The organism is Vibrio sp. 10N.239.312.D08 (assembly GCF_041466145.1).
In the GTDB taxonomy this organism is placed as follows: domain Bacteria; phylum Pseudomonadota; class Gammaproteobacteria; order Enterobacterales; family Vibrionaceae; genus Vibrio; species Vibrio crassostreae_C.
Genome location: NZ_JBFSSD010000020.1, coordinates 60,525 through 77,818 on the forward strand (window position 1 = coordinate 60,525; position 17,294 = coordinate 77,818).

The 17,294-nt window shown below is 44.7% G+C and carries 17 protein-coding genes and 1 pseudogene; 13 read left to right on the top strand and 5 right to left on the bottom strand.

Annotated elements, in window-relative coordinates; translation table 11 throughout:
- Positions 1-4: 4 nt before the first annotated feature.
- A complete protein-coding gene (locus AB6D58_RS12620) occupies positions 5-1,093 on the bottom strand; it encodes a microcin C ABC transporter permease YejB (protein ID WP_004730359.1) in 1,089 nt (362 codons plus the stop codon).
- Between the two features lie 12 nt (positions 1,094-1,105).
- Positions 1,106-3,001 carry an extracellular solute-binding protein gene (locus AB6D58_RS12625; protein ID WP_017068488.1) on the bottom strand — a complete coding sequence of 632 codons (1,896 nt, stop codon included), beginning with the start codon at positions 2,999-3,001 and terminating at the stop codon, positions 1,106-1,108.
- Between the two features lie 336 nt (positions 3,002-3,337).
- Between AB6D58_RS12625 and AB6D58_RS12630 the strand changes: the two genes are divergently transcribed.
- Positions 3,338-4,381 carry an endonuclease/exonuclease/phosphatase family protein gene (locus AB6D58_RS12630; RefSeq protein ID WP_372073216.1) on the top strand — a complete coding sequence of 348 codons (1,044 nt, stop codon included), beginning with the start codon at positions 3,338-3,340 and terminating at the stop codon, positions 4,379-4,381.
- Positions 4,382-4,496: 115 nt separating this feature from the next.
- Here AB6D58_RS12630 and AB6D58_RS12635 read toward each other — a convergent pair whose 3' ends face one another.
- On the bottom strand, positions 4,497-5,009 hold the full coding sequence (locus AB6D58_RS12635) for an outer membrane beta-barrel protein (protein ID WP_372126725.1): 513 nt from the start codon (positions 5,007-5,009) through the stop codon (positions 4,497-4,499).
- A gap of 85 nt (positions 5,010-5,094) precedes the next feature.
- Here AB6D58_RS12635 and AB6D58_RS12640 point away from each other — a divergent pair, with 85 nt between their 5' ends.
- The 7 genes from AB6D58_RS12640 (at position 5,095) to AB6D58_RS12670 (ending at position 11,925) form a co-directional block, all read left to right on the top strand.
- Complete coding sequence (locus AB6D58_RS12640; protein ID WP_017060852.1) at positions 5,095-5,409, top strand: winged helix-turn-helix domain-containing protein; 315 nt, start codon at positions 5,095-5,097, stop codon at positions 5,407-5,409.
- Positions 5,410-5,609: 200 nt separating this feature from the next.
- Complete coding sequence (gene rbsD / locus AB6D58_RS12645; RefSeq protein ID WP_017060853.1) at positions 5,610-6,029, top strand: D-ribose pyranase; 420 nt, start codon at positions 5,610-5,612, stop codon at positions 6,027-6,029.
- A gap of 89 nt (positions 6,030-6,118) precedes the next feature.
- Positions 6,119-7,624, top strand: a complete 1,506-nt coding sequence (gene rbsA, locus AB6D58_RS12650) for a ribose ABC transporter ATP-binding protein RbsA (RefSeq protein ID WP_372157424.1) — start codon at positions 6,119-6,121, stop codon at positions 7,622-7,624.
- Positions 7,621-8,607 (top strand): ribose ABC transporter permease, encoded by a 987-nt coding sequence (gene rbsC / locus AB6D58_RS12655; RefSeq protein WP_017068492.1) that lies wholly within the window; start codon positions 7,621-7,623, stop codon positions 8,605-8,607. Before rbsA ends, rbsC begins: the two co-directional genes overlap by 4 nt.
- A 149-nt stretch (positions 8,608-8,756) precedes the next feature.
- Entirely contained in the window at positions 8,757-9,635 is an 879-nt protein-coding gene (rbsB, locus tag AB6D58_RS12660) for a ribose ABC transporter substrate-binding protein RbsB (RefSeq protein ID WP_017060856.1), read from the top strand.
- 191 nt (positions 9,636-9,826) lie between these two features.
- Positions 9,827-10,771 carry a ribokinase gene (gene rbsK, locus AB6D58_RS12665; RefSeq protein WP_372104335.1) on the top strand — a complete coding sequence of 315 codons (945 nt, stop codon included), beginning with the start codon at positions 9,827-9,829 and terminating at the stop codon, positions 10,769-10,771.
- A 152-nt stretch (positions 10,772-10,923) separates the two neighbouring features.
- Entirely contained in the window at positions 10,924-11,925 is a 1,002-nt protein-coding gene (locus AB6D58_RS12670; protein ID WP_372157426.1) for a substrate-binding domain-containing protein, read from the top strand.
- An 84-nt stretch (positions 11,926-12,009) separates the two neighbouring features.
- On the opposite strand, the gene AB6D58_RS12675 is transcribed toward AB6D58_RS12670, so the two are convergent.
- Entirely contained in the window at positions 12,010-12,801 is a 792-nt protein-coding gene (locus tag AB6D58_RS12675) for a carbon-nitrogen hydrolase family protein (RefSeq protein ID WP_372157428.1), read from the bottom strand.
- 154 nt (positions 12,802-12,955) lie between these two features.
- Positions 12,956-13,378 carry a lysozyme inhibitor LprI family protein gene (locus AB6D58_RS12680; protein ID WP_372157430.1) on the bottom strand — a complete coding sequence of 141 codons (423 nt, stop codon included), beginning with the start codon at positions 13,376-13,378 and terminating at the stop codon, positions 12,956-12,958.
- A 344-nt stretch (positions 13,379-13,722) separates the two neighbouring features.
- Here AB6D58_RS12680 and AB6D58_RS12685 point away from each other — a divergent pair, with 344 nt between their 5' ends.
- From AB6D58_RS12685 to AB6D58_RS12705, 5 genes and pseudogenes are all read left to right on the top strand, one after another.
- Complete coding sequence (locus AB6D58_RS12685; protein WP_372157432.1) at positions 13,723-15,294, top strand: EAL domain-containing protein; 1,572 nt, start codon at positions 13,723-13,725, stop codon at positions 15,292-15,294.
- Between the two features lie 96 nt (positions 15,295-15,390).
- Positions 15,391-15,789 carry a hypothetical protein gene (locus tag AB6D58_RS12690; protein ID WP_372157434.1) on the top strand — a complete coding sequence of 133 codons (399 nt, stop codon included), beginning with the start codon at positions 15,391-15,393 and terminating at the stop codon, positions 15,787-15,789.
- Between the two features lie 788 nt (positions 15,790-16,577).
- Positions 16,578-16,826 carry a type II toxin-antitoxin system Phd/YefM family antitoxin gene (locus AB6D58_RS12695; protein WP_004730320.1) on the top strand — a complete coding sequence of 83 codons (249 nt, stop codon included), beginning with the start codon at positions 16,578-16,580 and terminating at the stop codon, positions 16,824-16,826.
- Positions 16,816-17,106 carry a type II toxin-antitoxin system RelE/ParE family toxin gene (locus tag AB6D58_RS12700; RefSeq protein ID WP_005377002.1) on the top strand — a complete coding sequence of 97 codons (291 nt, stop codon included), beginning with the start codon at positions 16,816-16,818 and terminating at the stop codon, positions 17,104-17,106. The genes AB6D58_RS12695 and AB6D58_RS12700 overlap by 11 nt, the downstream gene beginning before the upstream one ends.
- Before the next feature lie 82 nt (positions 17,107-17,188).
- Positions 17,189-17,294: pseudogene (locus AB6D58_RS12705) on the top strand (IS110 family transposase); the annotation flags it as partial.

Below are 17,294 nucleotides of genomic sequence, written 5' to 3' on the forward strand. Positions count from 1 at the left end.
GCCATTAACGCGCTTCAAAATCAATTCGAGGATCAACCCAGGTATACGTCAGGTCGGAGATAATGCTCAGCACCAAGCCAAGCAAGGTCATGATATAGAGAGAGCTGAACACCACGGGATAGTCACGTTGAATGGTTGATTCAAAGCCAAGCAGACCAATTCCTTCGAGTGAAAACATCACTTCAATCAACATAGAACCCGTGAAGAAAATACTAATAAATGCGCTTGGGAAACCCGCAATAATGATCAGCATGGCGTTACGGAAAACGTGCTTATAAAGAATACTGCTCTCGTCCAAGCCTTTCGCTCTCGCAGTCACTACATATTGCTTATTGATTTCATCAAGGAAGGAGTTTTTGGTCAGCATGCTGAGCGTGGCGAATCCACCGATAACCATGGCGAAAATGGGCAACGCCAAGTGCCAGAAGTAGTCGCCAATTTGCTGATACCAGTTGAGCTGGTCGAAGTTACTCGACACAAGCCCTCGCAATGGGAACCAACTGAAGTAGTTACCGCTTGCAAACAAGATAATCAGAATAATCGCAAACAAGAAGCCCGGCACCGCGTAGCCGACAATCACCACCGCGCTCGACCAAATATCAAAGCGAGAGCCGTGATGTATCGCCTTCATAATGCCTAAGGGTATCGAAATCACATAGATGATTAACGTACTCCACAACCCTAAGGAAATGGAGACAGGTAAACGCTCGATGATTAAATCAATCACGTTACCCCCCTTAAACAGGCTTTCACCAAAGTTAAAGGTCGCGTAGTTTTTCAACATATCGAAGTAGCGAACGTGAATCGGTTTATCAAACCCAAACTGCTTTTTGATCTCTTCAACCACTTCAGGATCAAGCCCGCGTGAGCCTTTATAGCCACTGGCAGACGCTTGATCACTTTCACTTAAATCAACTTCTTGTCCACCACCAGAAAAACGCTCCATAATGCCAGAGTTATGCCCTTCTAATTGAGCAACAGCTTGCTCTACCGGGCCTCCAGGCGCTATCTGGATGATGAAAAAGTTGATGGTGATGATCGCCCACAGCGTGGGGATCACCAACAATAAACGTCGAAATATATACGCGGCCATGCTAACTAACTCCTAGCGACGTTTTTCAGGAAGCAAAGCCGCCTTCTCTTCTGAAATCCACCATGTATCGATACCTAAATCGTATTTAGGCAATACATCTGGACGCTCAAACTTGTCCCACATTGCTACGCGATACTCGCCAACGTGCCATTGCGGGATGTTGTAGAAATTCCACTGCAATACTCGGTCTAGTGAACGACCTAGTGTAAGAAGCTTTTCAGGGTGCTGTTGGTTACGCGCAATTTCTTCTGTTAACGCGTCAACCACTGGATCGATAACACCTGCAGTATTGTAAGTAGAATCAATGTAGTTAGAGTTCCAAACGATCATTAAGTTCGGGCTAGGATAAGGGTTTGCGGAAAATGACGACGAAACCATGTCGAAATCACGATCACGCAAGCGCTTGATGTATTGAGTGGTATCGATGGTACGGATCTTCATCTCAATACCCATGCGCTTAAGGTTCTTTTGAACCGGCGTTGCGATACGTTCCGTGGTTGGGCTGTAAATCAACAACTCAAATGACATCGGCTTGCCAGTCTTTTCGTTGGTCATCACTTTGTCTTTCAGCACCCAACCCGCTTCTTTCAACAATTTGAAAGCGGTACGCATTTGGCTACGAATACGACCGCTACCATCGGTGACGGGTGGTTGGAATTCTTCGGTGAAAACTCGCGGTGGAATCTGATCTTTGTATTGAGACAACAACTCGACTTCCGCTTCGCTTGGTAAGCCTTTCGCTTCATAGTCTGTGTTTTGGAAGTAGCTGCGAGTACGTTTGTACTGACCATAGAACATGTTCTTGTTCATCCACTCAAAGTCCATCGCATAGGTTAACGCTTCACGCACTTTAGGATCCGAGAACACAGGTGATTGAATGTTGAAGACGAAACCTTGAGTCGTTTCAGGCTTCTCGTGGTTGATCTCTTCTTTAATGATGTAGCCTTTATCGAAGTTCGCGCCCGTATAAGAGTTAGCCCAGAACTTAGCCGAATTCTCGGTTCGAAGATCGAACTCCCCTGCTTTGAACGCTTCCAACATTACCGTGTCATCGCGATAGTAATCGTATTGCACCTGCTTGAAGTTATTGCGACCAACGTTAACTGGTAGGTCTGCTGCCCAGTAGTTTTCATCTAGACCATAGGTAACACTTTGGCCTGATTTGTAGCTGATGATCTTATAAGGACCACTACCGACTGGTGGCTCACTTAGAGGCTCAGACAGCTTTCTGTCTTTCCAGAAATGTTTCGGCAATACACGAGTGCTTTGCGCGAAGCTAAACAGTTTTTCGCGGTTTGGACTGTTCATTTCAATACGAACAACCAAATCAGAGACCGCTTTTACTGACTTAATCTCTTTGTAATACACACGATACTGAGGCACGCCCTCGGTTGAGAACTTGTCAAAAGTAAAGGCAACATCATGCGCAGTGATAGGCTCGCCATCTTGGAATTTAGCATTTGGGTTGATGTCGATTTCCATCCAAGTGAAATCACTGGAGTAGCGAACCTTTGAAGCGATCAATGGATAGTACGCATCAATCTCGTCACTCGGAGAAAACATCAAGGTATCGTAAATCTCTCCGGTATAACTTGCAGCAACGCCGCGGGAACCGAATCGATTAAAGCTATCGTACGTACCTATGCTGCCATAGGTCACTTTGCCCTGCTTTGGCGCATCAGGATTAACGTAATCGAAGTGAGTGAAATCGGCTGGATATTTTGCTTCACCAAAACCAACCAGTTGTGTGGTTTCAATAACGGTGACAGCAGGAGTTGATTGGGTTTCAGAAGCGTAAGTAACGGAGGGTTGTAAAGCAATAAGCGGCAACATGATTGCACATGACTTCAAATTAAACCTGAAAAACTGAGTGCGTTGCGAGGCTTTGCGTCGAAAAACTGTTCCCATTTGACTCTCCCTTCAAATGTCATGAATTCTATATTCAAGTTGATTTATCGGCTTTGAATGCATGCCGTTAAATCAAGTATAGGTTCAAATCTAACATCATGTAATAACTAATAAAACCATCAGCACTCTATCTCTGACGGTTTATTTACAAATTACTCGTCACCGCTCGAAGTTATTGGATGCAGTGAGCTTTGATTGCTTAGCCTGAATGACACAAGCCTCAACGGCTAAGATTCCTTTGGTTGGCTTCTAAAGTGAAATTTAGGCTCTAAATAATCAACAAACTATACTTTTACTGGAGTATCCTTGCAGCCTAGGTCTAAATGGAATGACACTTTGAACAAACCAAACCAAATAACATTCGCAACGTTCAACCTTCTGAACTATCTCGAGCCACCGAATGCTTATTATGATTTTGAGAACATCTACAGCTTCGAAGAATGGCAGAAGAAGCAACATTGGATGGCTGAAGCGATTCGCTCATTAGATTGCGATGTGATTGGCTTCCAAGAGATATTTAGCCCGCAATCTTTAGAGCTATTGATGAACGAGCTAGGTTATCCATACTTTGCAGTGGTCGATAGCGCCAACGTTGAAGATGATTACCTATACACCTCACCAGTCGTTGGGATCGCTTCCCGTTACCCGATTGAAAACGTGCAGCCTGTTACGCCAGATTCGAAGTTACTGAAAGCATTCAACCTTGACGACAAATTCTCATTCAACAGAACGCCTGTTCACGCGACGATTACGTTACCCCATTTAGGTTCAACCGACTGTTATGTGGTGCACTTCAAATCACAACGTCCGACAGAGCCAAAAGCAGAATCTGTCGATGCGGACAACACTCAGCAAGGTGCAAAACCACAAAGTGACACGCTCACTCGTTTTCACCAAGAACAGCTTGGCTCTTGGCTATCAAGTGTCCAACGCGGTCTAGAAGCTCAGATGCTTCATCAATACATTACCAATCAGCGCTACCAAACCGAGCAACCTGTTGTGTTGATGGGTGACTTTAATAAGCCACTGTTTAATGATGAGTTTAAAGGGCTGTTGAATTACTCAATCAACCGAGACGAAAACAGCAAGCATTGGCTATCCCACTTTCGCTTGAAAGACAGCTGGGATCTTTACCATCAACTGCATGAAGAAGACTTGCTTGAACAGCGAAAGCCAACCCATTACTACGGCGCTTCTGGATCTGTACTGGACTACATTTTGATGTCGAACGAGTTTGATTGTCAGAACTCGTCTAGTTTGATGGAGATCTCTAGCTACACAGTGTTAGACCATCACCTGATTAATCCTAGTTTTGAACACGACCAATTCAGTACCGACCATGCCATCGTGTCTGTTACCGCTCATATTCGTGAAGCCTAGAGTTAAACATAAGAAAGCCGCAGTCAAAAACTGCGGCCTTCCACTTTAGCTAAACGGGTTGAGCTAACCGACGCCCCATTTAGAAACCGATTTACCGTTTAGCAAAGTATGAAACTTAGAATGTGTACATTGCGCCTAAGTAGAAAGAATCCAGAACAACAGTATCTTCTGTCTTGTGTCCGTTTTCGTAATCTTCGATATCAAAAGCATCGGCTTCGTATGCTAAGCGAAAGCTCAACGAAGACATTGTAGGTGGCGTGTATTCAACACCAACACCCATACGGATGCCATCTCCCGAATCATCAAAACCATCTCCTGACGGGCGAGAGCCATCAGCAAGCTTCATGTCTAGATCAATAGTCGACAGACCGATAGTGCCAAATGGACGAATGCCATTATCAAACGTGTAACCGAGGTTCGCCGTTACCGAAAAGATTTGAGGTGTCCAAGTGAAAACCTTATTACCAGATTTCGTTTTCAGGGCTATATCACCAAAATCTGTGTATTGAGCTTCAACCGAAACAATGCGGTTAAATTTGTAACCAGCAATTAATCGGTAAGTATTGTCTTCGGCTTTAAAAGTAATAGGTTCTTTGATCGTGTCAGTTAACCCGCCCACTTCGACCATTAGCACACTTAAATAATTACCCGCTCCAACAGCAGGCCAATTTGCTCAATCTCCACAATTTAGAATAAGACGAACAGAAAACACGATGAACCACACAATAGACTTCAACGGCTTAATCATTGATATCGACGCTCGAACGATTACCAACCAGCAAGGAAACAAAATCACTTTGCGCCCTCGCCTATTAGCAGTGCTCTGCTTGTTATTGGAAAATGTGGGAAGACCGATTTCAAGAGAGCATATTGTTGATGTGTGTTGGGACGGACAACTCTCGTCACCACATGTTCTTGCAAACGTAGTCTATAACCTACGCAATGTGTTCGCGCGATTAAGAGCATCCAACGTCCAGATCATTACCATTAGTAAGTTCGGATATGCGCTATCGATTGAACCCACGTAAAAGGATTTATGCAATCAATGGCGGTGACTAAGATCACCAAAAAACGCCCCATCGAAACGTTTCGATGATCATTATCACACTCTAAAACAATCAAACGTGCAAATGATAAATCAGACACTATTATCACTATCGAAACGTTTCGATGGCTTTTCTTGAGTTGTTCTCAACCCATCAAGCGTTATTTTTCGATAGGTCGTGATATGAAAAAAAGTACTCTAATAAACTCTGAACTCTCTTACCTAGTGGCGACTCTTGGCCACACAGATGAAATCACGATTTGTGACGCGGGCTTACCAATTCCAGACCACGTAACTCGTATTGATCTTGCTTTGACTCACGGTGTCCCAAGCTTTCAGCAAACGGTAAAAACCATGCTGGATGAATCTCAAATCGAAGGCGTTGTGATTGCAGAAGAGTTTGCGAAAGTAAGCCCAGAGCACCACGCTGCGCTGATTGATTTAATCAAGACAGAAGAAGCGCGTTGTGGCAAATCGCTTTCGATTACTTACATCACTCATGAAGAATTCAAACAGCGTACGCATGAAAGCCGCGCGGTAATTCGCACCGGTGAGTGCACACCATACGCAAATGTTATTTTCCAAGCTGGCGTAACCTTTTAGCTCATGCGAAACGCAACGACAGTCCAGCGTCATTGCTGAAAAAAGATAGACACAACCAAATACAACTGGCCCCGAGTAAAGGAACCGACATGACTCAAGCCATTTTAGAACTTAGCTCAATTGAGAAAGCCTTCCCTGGTGTGAAAGCACTGGATCAGGCAAGCCTCAACGTTTACCCAGGACGCGTAATGGCGTTAATGGGTGAAAACGGTGCAGGTAAATCCACGCTTATGAAAGTGCTGACAGGTATTTATCACTTGGACGGCGGCACTATCGCCTACCAAGGAAAACCTGCTGCATTTAAAGGGCCACGTGATTCTCAACAAGCAGGCATTAGCATAATTCACCAAGAACTGAATCTAATTCCTGAGTTGACCATCGCCGAGAACATCTTCTTAGGTCGTGAAATCACTGGCACCATGGGTCGTATCTTGTGGAACGAGATGTACCAAGAAGCAGACAAGCTACTTAAACGCCTTAACGTGAAACACATCTCGAAAACGCCTCTAGGTCAGTTGAGCCTTGGTGAGCAGCAAATGGTAGAGATTGCGAAAGCCCTATCGTTTGAATCTAAAGTCATCATCATGGATGAACCAACCGATGCGCTAACCGATACCGAAACTGAATCTCTGTTTAAGGTGATTAACGAATTGCGCGATGAAGGCTGTGGCATTGTTTACATCTCTCACCGTTTGAAAGAGATCTTCGAGATTTGTGATGACATCACCGTGCTGCGTGACGGTAAGTTCATTGGTCAGTGTGAAGTAAAAGACACCGACGAAGATGGCCTAATCGAAATGATGGTTGGTCGTAAGTTAGACGAACAATATCCACGTATCGGCCAGAGCCATGGTGAAACTTGTCTTGAAGTGATTGGCCTGACGGGTTCTGGTGTTCACGATGTGAGCTTTACGCTAAAACGCGGTGAAATCCTGGGTGTATCTGGCCTAATGGGTGCTGGCCGAACTGAACTGATGAAAGTGATTTACGGTGCCCTTCCAAGTGAACGCGGCGTCATCAACCTAGAAAATAAAACCATCAACCCTGTAAGCCCGAAAGACGGCTTGGCCAATGGCATTGCTTACATCTCTGAAGACCGTAAAGGCGATGGCTTAGTTCTAGGGCTTTCTGTTAAAGAAAACATGTCGTTATGTTCACTAGACCTACTAACAAAGAGCGGTCAAATCCAACATAAAGACGAAGTGATTGCAGTAGATGACTTCATCAAGCTATTCAACATCAAAACCCCGACGCGCGAACAGATTATTGGCAACCTTTCTGGTGGTAACCAACAGAAAGTGGCTATCGCTAAGGGCTTGATGACCAAACCAAAAGTACTGATTCTCGACGAGCCAACGCGCGGTGTCGATGTCGGTGCTAAGAAAGAGATTTACCAACTCATTAATAAATTTAAAGCCGACGGCATGAGCATCATTTTAGTCTCATCTGAAATGCCAGAAGTGTTAGGAATGAGTGACCGCATCATGGTGATGCATGAAGGCCGTGTAAGCGGTGAATTTGATGCTAAAGAAGCAAACCAAGAATTATTACTGGCGTGTGCGGTCGGTAAAAAGATCAACGAGGACGCAGCATGAGTACTAAAACCATGAGCAAAACAACTGAAGCTCCAAAGAAAAAACCGTTAATCAGCAAAGAGTGGCTGATTGATCAAAAGTCATTGATTGCTTTGCTCTTCCTGATTGTTGTCGTTTCTTTCTTAAACCCGAACTTCTTTACTGTCGACAACATCCTAAACATTCTGCGCCAAACCTCGGTTAACGCAATTATCGCTGTAGGTATGACGCTGGTTATCTTAACCGCGGGTATCGACTTGAGTGTGGGCTCTGTACTGGCACTTTGTGGTGCATTCGCAGCCAGCATGATTGGCATGGAAATCCCAGTGATGATCGCAGTGCCAACCGCTCTTGTAGCAGGTGCAGCATTAGGTGCAATCAGTGGCGTGATTATCGCCAAGGGTAAGGTTCAAGCCTTCATCGCAACACTTGTGACTATGACTCTATTGCGCGGCGTGACCATGGTTTACACCGACGGTCGTCCTATTTCAACTGGCTTCACAGACACAGCAGACGCATTCGCTTGGTTCGGTACAGGCTACGCAATGGGCATCCCAGTTCCAGTATGGATCATGGTCGTGGTATTCGCAGCGGTATGGTACCTACTTAACCACACTCGCTTTGGTCGCTACGTTTACGCATTGGGTGGCAACGAATCTGCAACTCGCCTATCAGGCATCGACGTAGACAAAGTAAAAATCGGCGTTTACGCAATCTGTGGTCTGTTAGCAGCGGTGGCAGGCATCATCGTGGCATCGCGTTTATCATCAGCTCAACCAACCGCAGGTATGGGTTATGAATTAGACGCCATTGCAGCCGTAGTTCTTGGCGGAACAAGCTTAGCCGGCGGTCGTGGTCGCATCATGGGCACATTGATTGGTGCTCTGATTATCGGCTTCCTAAACAACGCCCTAAACCTATTAGACGTATCTTCTTACTACCAGATGATTGCAAAAGCAGTGGTTATTCTTCTGGCAGTATTGGTCGACAACAAAAACAAATAAAACCTATTCACACTCTAGGTTAATACAAGTAACACTCTAGTTTAATAAAAGTAACAGTTTGTTTTACCTTAAAATATTAGAATCTATAAATAATGTAACTACGAGCTAGGACTCACCTCCTAGCTCACCCTACACAAAGGACTTACACCATGAAAAAATTAGCGACTCTTATTTCTGCTGCTCTTCTTTCTACAACGGTATCTGTGTCTGCACAGGCGCAAGATACAATGGCAATCGTTCTGTCTACATTGAACAACCCATTCTTCGTAACCATGAAAGATGGCGCAGAAGCGAAAGCGGAAGAGCTAGGCTACAAGCTTATCGTTCTGGATTCTCAAAACGACCCAAGCAAAGAGCTGTCGAACATTGAAGATCTAACCATTCGTGGTGTTAAGGCAATCCTGATCAACCCAACAGATTCAGACGCCGTGTCTAACGCAATTCGCATGGCTAACCGTTCAAACATCCCAGTACTAACACTAGACCGTGGTGCAAGCCGTGGTGACGTAGTAAGCCACATCGCTTCTGATAACGTAATCGGTGGTGAAATGGCAGGTCACTTCATCATGGAAAAAGTGGGCGAAAAAGCGAAAGTAATCCAACTTGAAGGTATTGCTGGTACTTCTGCAGCTCGTGAACGTGGTGAAGGCTTCATGAATGCAGTAAACGGCAGCGACCTTGAGCTTCTTGCAAGCCAACCTGCTGATTTCGACCGTACTAAAGGTCTGAACGTAATGGAAAACTTGCTTGCTGCTAACCCAGATGTACAAGCAGTATTTGCTCAAAACGATGAAATGGCACTAGGTGCACTTCGCGCAGTTCAAGCGTCAGGTAAAGAAGTGATGATCGTTGGCTTTGATGGCACAGACGACGGCATCGCTGCTGTTAACCGCGGCCTACTAGGCGCTACAGTTGCACAACAACCTGACCTAATCGGTTCTCTAGGTATCGAAATGGCAGACAAAGTACTGAAAGGCGAAACAGTAGACGAGTACGTACCAGTACCTCTAAAAATCATCGCTAAGTAATCGTTACTAGGTAACGCGATATAAAGCAGGGAGTTCCCTATCTCCCTGCTTTGATTGGCTCGCTGACTCAAACAAAAGCAAACCCCGACAGTGCATCGCTGTTTCTCATTCCGCTCACAAAAGAGAGCGCACTTAACACCATGAGAAAGACCCATGCATTTTCAAATACGATATATCATAAGGCTCGTATCATGACTCAACTGATTGTTTTAGGTAGCGTTAACGCTGACCACGTACTGCAAGTTCCTTCGTTCCCTCGTCCGGGTGAAACCTTGATTGGCGGTAACTATCAGGTCATCCCTGGCGGTAAAGGCGCAAACCAAGCCGTAGCGGCAGCAAGATTAAACGCAGACATTGGCTTCATCGCCTGTGTTGGTGACGACCCATTTGGCGTCAACATTCGTCAAGATTTTGCTAAAGATGGTATCAACATCGACAGTGTGATCGTTGCGGACAACACGCCGACTGGCATTGCGATGATCCAAGTATCAGCAACCGGCGAAAACAGCATTTGTCTTTCTGCGGAAGCGAACGACAAGCTGACTTGCGATCAAATCGAGCCGCATCTAGAGAAGATTCGCGGCGCTAAATACTTGCTGACTCAGCTTGAAACGCCAATTGAAGGCATTGAATACGCTGCGAAAGTAGCAAAAGAGAGTGGCACGCAAGTCATTCTAAACCCGGCTCCTGCTCGTCCATTATCGGATTCACTGCTTGCTTGTGTTGACGTGATTACACCGAACGAAACTGAAGCAGAAGTGCTGACAGGCATTACCGTGACGGACAACGCGTCTGCTCATCAGGCTGCGTTGGCTCTGCATGCTAAAGGCATAGAAACGGTAATGATCACGCTAGGCGCGAAAGGCGTGTGGGTGAGTCATCGCGGTCAAGGCAATGAAGCCAGCGAAGGTGAATTAATCGCAGGTTTCCGTGTTGAAGCAACAGATACAACTGCCGCAGGTGACACCTTTAACGGCGCGTTGGTGACAGGCTTGCTTGAAGATATGCCACTTGAGCGTGCGATTAAATTTGCTCATGCTGCAGCTGCTATCTCTGTGACACGCTTTGGTGCTCAAACGTCGATTCCAAGCCGTGCTGAAACCGATGCGTTTTTGGCAGAGCAACTGTCTGCTTAGTTTGATACCTATTTGAAGGCCTAACTTCTGAGCTAAACCGTGGTTAACGGATGTTAGCCTTCAAATTCGGTAACAACAAATAACAAGAATAAGCCCCTGTTTTCAGGCAGAATATCGCCCAACGTGGAAGGTTATTCCCACAAGGATTTTTTATGGCAACAATGAAAGACATCGCACGGCTCGCAAAGGTTTCGACTTCTACCGTGAGCCACGTGATCAACAAATCACGCTTTGTCAGTGAAGAGATTGCTGAGCGTGTTAACAGTGCGGCTAAAGAACTCAACTATGCGCCTTCTGCATTGGCTCGCAGCTTGAAAATGAAGCAAACCAAAACCTTGGGAATGCTAGTGACCACATCCACCAACCCATTCTTTGGCGAAGTGGTAAAAGGTGTGGAACGTCGTTGCTACGAAAAAGGCTACAACCTTATCTTGTGTAACACCGAAGGCGATAGCGAACGCATGAAATCCTCTATCGATACCTTGCTGCAAAAGCGAGTCGATGGCCTGATGCTAATGTGTTCTACCCTTGAAGGCGAACATATCGATGTATTCGAGCGCTACCCAGAACTGCCTGTTGTAGTCATGGATTGGGGCCCTATGTTGTTTGCGAGCGATAAGATCCAAGACAACTCGCACCGAGGTGGCTACATGGCAACTAAGCACTTGATAGATAACGGTCATTCTCAAATTGGTTGTATCACTGGCCCACTGCACCGTAATCAAGCTTCGTCTCGTTATCAAGGCTTCAAGCAAGCAATGGAAGAAGCCAATTTAGAGATCAACCCTAAGTGGATTGTTGAATCCAACTTTGAATGTGACGGTGGTTTTGACTCTTATCAGACATTGAAAAGTCGTGGCGAAATGCCGTCTGCCTTGTTCGTCAGTAACGATATGATGGCGATGGGCGTGATTCACGCTGCGGCGCAAGATGGCACATCGATTCCGAATGACCTATCTATCATTGGCTACGATGACATCCACTTGTCTAAGTACATGACACCCGCGTTAAGCACTGTCCACCAGCCAAAACATCGTTTAGGTAAAACCGCAGTGGATACGCTTTTGAGCAGATTACAAACTCCAGATGCTTATCCGCAAGTCGTTGAACTTGAACCTACTCTTGTTGAACGAAGCAGCGTAAAAGCCATTTAAAGCGCCTTCTTAGAGATCTAAACAACAAAGGGCAAGGTTAAAAAACCTTGCCCTTTTCGCTCCTAATGCACTTCACTTATCTTCTTAGCGATTCAACACAGATGCGATTTGCTGTATTTCGTCTAACACATCAATACCATTGTATTGCGGCGCAATCGAGAGATCTTGAATACCCACAGTTTCTATAGATTGCTTGTCGTTGAGCTGAAGCATTAACTCTCCTTTGGGTGAGTAGACTCGGCTTCCACCACAATAGGTCGCGGTAAACGCATCAACCACATCCTGTCCAACCCGATTACACGTCACCACATGACATCCCTCTTCTAAAGCCCTTGCTTGAGCAATAGCAAAACTGTGCTGCCCGCCGAAATTGGCAGGGTGAAGAATAACGTCGACCGACTGATACGCTCTCATGATCTCCGGGAACCAAATATCAAAGCAAATCGCGACACCAAACTTTAAGCCTTTGTGCTCAAACGTGAGGCGTTCCTCTCCTCTCGATAAATACTGCTTATCGAATTTGGTTTGACTGATTTTTCTGTATTTGTGTCGTAAGCCGAAAGCATCCACAACCACCACACTGTTGTAATATTGGCCGCTATCTTTCTCGGCAATACCCGCAACAATCAAGGTGTGATGCTTCGCTGCAAGCTGCGTTAATGAATCAATCGTAATGCTGTCGGCGAAGTCTTCCGCCAATTCATGAATTTCTTCAGCCTCATTAAAAATATACCCAGTCGTGAACAGTTCAGGCAGTAAAGTAATATCACCGACTGACGACTTCGCTTGCAAAAGATCAGAGACCGAATCCATATTCTTTTGTTTGTTTTTGTATTCAACTTCAAGCTGAATAAGCGTGATACTGACATTGCTCACAATCGATTCCTTGCTAGGTAATACTTCAAGCTGTAATGCTCAAGCGGGAGACTAAGCACTAAGAACGAAAGAGTAAGGCAATCCCCGATCGTTTTCTTATTCGCCCGCCAAAGGTTGAAGCAGGTGCACAGTCCTGTACGTATTTTAAACCTGCCTACGGCGCTATTTTAGGCTCTGGTAAAACCGGAGGCGTGCTGTCCATGTAGGTTAAGAAATTCGCCCACACCTCATGCGTGCGCTGCTTGGTTAACGTCGTCTTGCAAGAAAGCGCCATAAGGCCTCGTATTGAACCATCACGCCATTGGGTGTACACAGAATCACAATGTGCTGTCATGTACGCCTGCCAGCTCTCCTGAGCCTTCTTAATTGACGCCACCAGCTCAGCATCATAAGCATTGTGCTCAAAGCTGGCTGCAAGGTATTTATCCAGTTCCGCTTGTGCAGATTCCAACTCAATTGCCGCACAGTGATTGATCTCGATGGTATTCATCGCATTCTCGCAATCAACAACACCTTCGTCGGCCAACGCAGAGAATGAGAAGCACAGCGCTATGAGTGCCGATATCAGTTTTGTCATAATCATCCTTTATGCTGTCACCACCAAAACGAATCGAGTCGTGACTCTATTTATTTAAACGTGGCTCAATATTTAGCTCATTCAGCTCATTCCGCCGGCCAAATAACAACAAAACTTATCAGGATATAAGCATTTGTTATCCGCATGAATCATCAAAAATGACGCCTCGCCAACTCAAATAAATGAGATAACGCTCAGATTTTGCTGGTAAAACTAGAAAACATATTATTTATATCAATAATTCGTGCCTGCATTCACAATATTAATTATTTATATTGCTACGTAATCGTTAACTTTATAAATTAAATCGAATGCTCACATAAATCGGTAACGCTTCTCCAACTATGGATATCAAGTACCAAAACATTGCCAAGACTTCATTTTACTTTGCCATTTCTTTCTTTTTTTCCATGGCAATGCTCATTCCTTTTACACCGCATCACTACCAAACATTAACCGAAGACACATCAAGGTTAGTCGAAACCAGGTTAGAAGGGATCCAATCAAGGTTCGACCGTTTTTTATCTGAAGTTAGACCTGAACAGTCTTGCGACGCGATCGTTAGACAGCTTCGACAAAACGTTTTTGAAGCCGATTGGGTAAAAGAAGCAGCTGTATTCAATAAAGAGAACCGATTTTACTGTTCAACCACCGATGGTGACGTTTCATTTCGCCTATACAGCACCATCAGGCAGCGGCTCAATGACGACCCGAATTTAACGACCCTGTCGTATTCCAACTCGGCCATCACGCAAGTTCAGTCCATCATGCTCATTTTCTCGAACAAAGAAGATGCCGGAGTGAGCCTGATGATTCCGCCACACTTCATCTATGACCTTGTTGAAACAAACCTGAGCAGCCATGGAATACAGGCCAAAGTTGAAGTGATCAAAAGAGATATCCACCCTACCGATATTGACTCATCAATCGCCAAGGTGCGGATACAATCAAACACCTACCCATTGACCATCACCTCATACATTGGGTATCAGTTTTATCTTCACTTCATGTTGAGTTATTTATGGTTTGGCTTTTTGATGGCCGGAATCACCACCATTATTCTCCTTTCCATCAAACATAAAAAGCAGAGCCAACGCAGCTTAGAATATTCGCTTTCAAGTGCGCTAAAAAACCAACACCTTCATGTTCACATGCAGCCTATCGTTAACCAAAACACCAATGAGATCGTCGGCTGTGAGTCACTATTACGATGGAACGACCCAATTGAAGGTAACGTCTCCCCGGCTATTTTTATTCCGCTTGCTGAAAGCTTAGGCTTGATTGAGGAGCTCACCTACTTCGTGCTACGTAAAGTATTAATGACGTTGAAAAGCAATCAAGACGTGTTCGAATCGAAGTACATCAGCGTCAACATCAGCCGCAACGTCGTGTCCAACAGTAACTTCTCTAACAAGGTGATCAGCATCTTTAAAAGACACCCTGAGATCCTCAAGCAGGTGGTTTTTGAAGTAACCGAATATGGTGAATGTTCTGATGCCGACATGGTCAAAATTAGAGACAACCTAACCAAGCTATCGAACAGGGGCGTCAGAGTCGCGATTGATGATTTTGGTACAGGCTACGCAGGGTTAGATTTCGTAAGACAGTTCCCGTTCAGCATTCTCAAAATCGATCGCGTGTTTGTGAAAAACATATCCGACGAATCCAGCTTTGGTCTCCCTTTGCTAGAGTCCATGCTTCAACTATCACGCTCCTTAGGCATGCAAGTCATCGTCGAAGGTGTCGAGTATGAATCCCAAGTGAAAATCTTATCTAAGCTCGGTGTCGACTATATCCAAGGCTTCTATTTTTATAAGCCGATGCCGATAAACCTGACTGTCAGCTTACTCAGGCAGCAGCATTTTGAGTCCGATAACGTTGAGGAACAAACCAACCAGACATTCCTTGTTACATAAGGCACTAAAAAACAACGAAAGAAAATGCGAAGGCTATGGGTCTCCTTTGATGAACATTTAAACCATCGCATCATTGAATGCATCACAAGGGATATCATGGAAAAGACACTTCAAACCAAACTGGCGACTAGCCTACTACTGCTGAGAATCGGCATTTTTATCGTCTTCTTGTTCTGGGGCTTAGATAAGATCCTTATCCCTGAGCACGCGACAAAAGTACTGTCTGGCTTTTACGGCATCGACATCTCGAACAATGCGATGATGGCTCTGGGTGTCGCGCAGCTCGGATTTTTAGGCGCATTCGTTGTAGGCATGTGGAAAAAGTACACCTACGGAGCCATTTTAGTCCTTCATGCAGGCTCAACCTTTTCCTCTTTTGGAAAATACATGGACCCGTTCAACAACCTACTGTTCTTCGCCTCTTGGCCAATGCTCGCAGCCTGTATCGCAATCTTCTTACTTCGCAATTACGACACTTACAGCGTGTCCAACTAACACAAAGGGCGCCGTTATTGGCGCCCTGTTTGGTTGGGTTGATTCTTATCAACCTAAAATACTCTGTTAGCTGTATGACCCTATTTTACATTTCTATAAGTTACTAGAAACCCTGTCAAACCTATTGAGAGAGCAGCAATACATACTCCCCTTAGTATTGCATCATTGAGATAAGCTGAGTAGAAAAGCATTGCAATAAATGCACTACATGACACCAAAAAAGGTGCAATTGAACGATGGGTAAAACGTGAAGTATCAACCACACTATAACGATCTAGAACCAAATCCAAGAGCAAGAGCATGTGCATAACAAACAAAACATTTAGTACTGGAAGTACCCAGTAAAACCAACTATCTACAGGAAAGCTAAATAGTTGAACAAAGGTAAGGTGAGCCAATATAGAAAACAAAATACTTTTCCAACCATTCGAACTACTTTGTACTCTAATGCGGTATGTTCGTCGGGCGACAGAAGCAAGTGGCTTGACTGAAGAAACCCAAATAGCCAACCAAACTATAAGTAATACCATGGTTCAAGAGCCTCTAAATTAAGGTTTACGCAGCTATTCTGAATTAGATATCTAGAACTATTATCCCAAGATATCGACACTTTACGCCTTGCTAAGGTGTGAGCAAACCAATACCTTAGCCTCCGCATAATACCTTAAACACATAAACCAACGCATAGTAAAAATGCCACGTGTTGCGAATCACTCTTAAGCAACTTGTTATACCGCTTGATTGAGGCTAAAATGACCAAAATAAAGACCACTTAAGAGACCCATTAAATGACCACTAGAATTTTAGCCGATGTTGCTGCAAGCATTACTGAGTTGAAAGCTAACCCTATGAAAGTTGCAACTAGTGCTTACGGTGAACCTGTTGCTGTACTGAACCGAAATGAGCCAGCATTTTATTGCGTACCAGCCGAAGCGTACGAAATGATGATGGACAGACTCGAAGATCTTGAACTACTAACTATTGCGAAAGAGCGTGAATCTGAAGAGAGTATTTCGGTAAATATTGATGACCTATAAACTCGACTTTAAAAAGAGTGCACTCAAAGAGTGGAAAAAGCTTGGCTCAACGCTTCAACAACAATTTAAGAAAAAGCTAATCGAGCGTTTAGATAACCCGCATGTTCCGGCTTCAAAACTCTCTGGAGCTGACAACATGTATAAGATTAAGCTGCGCCAATCGGGCTACCGTCTCGTCTACAAAGTTGAAGACGATGTCATCATTGTAACCGTCTTAGCAGTCGGAAAACGCGAACGTAGCGATGTTTACCGTAAAGCTATGAAAAGGTTAGATGATTGATTGCGGTATCAACGAATGACATGGATTCCCCTTACCGAGGATCTGCCACACTTATGTGGTACTTAAATGCATCGGAGGCACCATGTCTGATTATTCTTATTTCTGCGGTATCGACCTAGCTAAAAACCACTTCAGTCTTCATGCCGTAGACCAAAATGGTAAGGTCATACTTCATAAGTCAGTAACCC

Coding starts and splice junctions, on each gene's coding strand:
- rbsA (WP_372157424.1), top strand. CDS start 6,119: ATGACTCAAGCCATTTTAGAACTTAGCTCAATTGAGAAAGCCTTCCCT.
- AB6D58_RS12640 (WP_017060852.1), top strand. CDS start 5,095: ATGAACCACACAATAGACTTCAACGGCTTAATCATTGATATCGACGCT.
- AB6D58_RS12670 (WP_372157426.1), top strand. CDS start 10,924: ATGGCAACAATGAAAGACATCGCACGGCTCGCAAAGGTTTCGACTTCT.
- AB6D58_RS12695 (WP_004730320.1), top strand. CDS start 16,578: ATGACCACTAGAATTTTAGCCGATGTTGCTGCAAGCATTACTGAGTTG.
- rbsD (WP_017060853.1), top strand. CDS start 5,610: ATGAAAAAAAGTACTCTAATAAACTCTGAACTCTCTTACCTAGTGGCG.
- AB6D58_RS12620 (WP_004730359.1), bottom strand. CDS start 1,093: ATGGCCGCGTATATATTTCGACGTTTATTGTTGGTGATCCCCACGCTG.
- rbsC (WP_017068492.1), top strand. CDS start 7,621: ATGAGTACTAAAACCATGAGCAAAACAACTGAAGCTCCAAAGAAAAAA.
- rbsK (WP_372104335.1), top strand. CDS start 9,827: ATGACTCAACTGATTGTTTTAGGTAGCGTTAACGCTGACCACGTACTG.
- AB6D58_RS12690 (WP_372157434.1), top strand. CDS start 15,391: ATGGAAAAGACACTTCAAACCAAACTGGCGACTAGCCTACTACTGCTG.
- rbsB (WP_017060856.1), top strand. CDS start 8,757: ATGAAAAAATTAGCGACTCTTATTTCTGCTGCTCTTCTTTCTACAACG.
- AB6D58_RS12625 (WP_017068488.1), bottom strand. CDS start 3,001: ATGGGAACAGTTTTTCGACGCAAAGCCTCGCAACGCACTCAGTTTTTC.
- AB6D58_RS12700 (WP_005377002.1), top strand. CDS start 16,816: ATGACCTATAAACTCGACTTTAAAAAGAGTGCACTCAAAGAGTGGAAA.
- AB6D58_RS12680 (WP_372157430.1), bottom strand. CDS start 13,378: ATGACAAAACTGATATCGGCACTCATAGCGCTGTGCTTCTCATTCTCT.
- AB6D58_RS12635 (WP_372126725.1), bottom strand. CDS start 5,009: ATGGTCGAAGTGGGCGGGTTAACTGACACGATCAAAGAACCTATTACT.
- AB6D58_RS12685 (WP_372157432.1), top strand. CDS start 13,723: ATGGATATCAAGTACCAAAACATTGCCAAGACTTCATTTTACTTTGCC.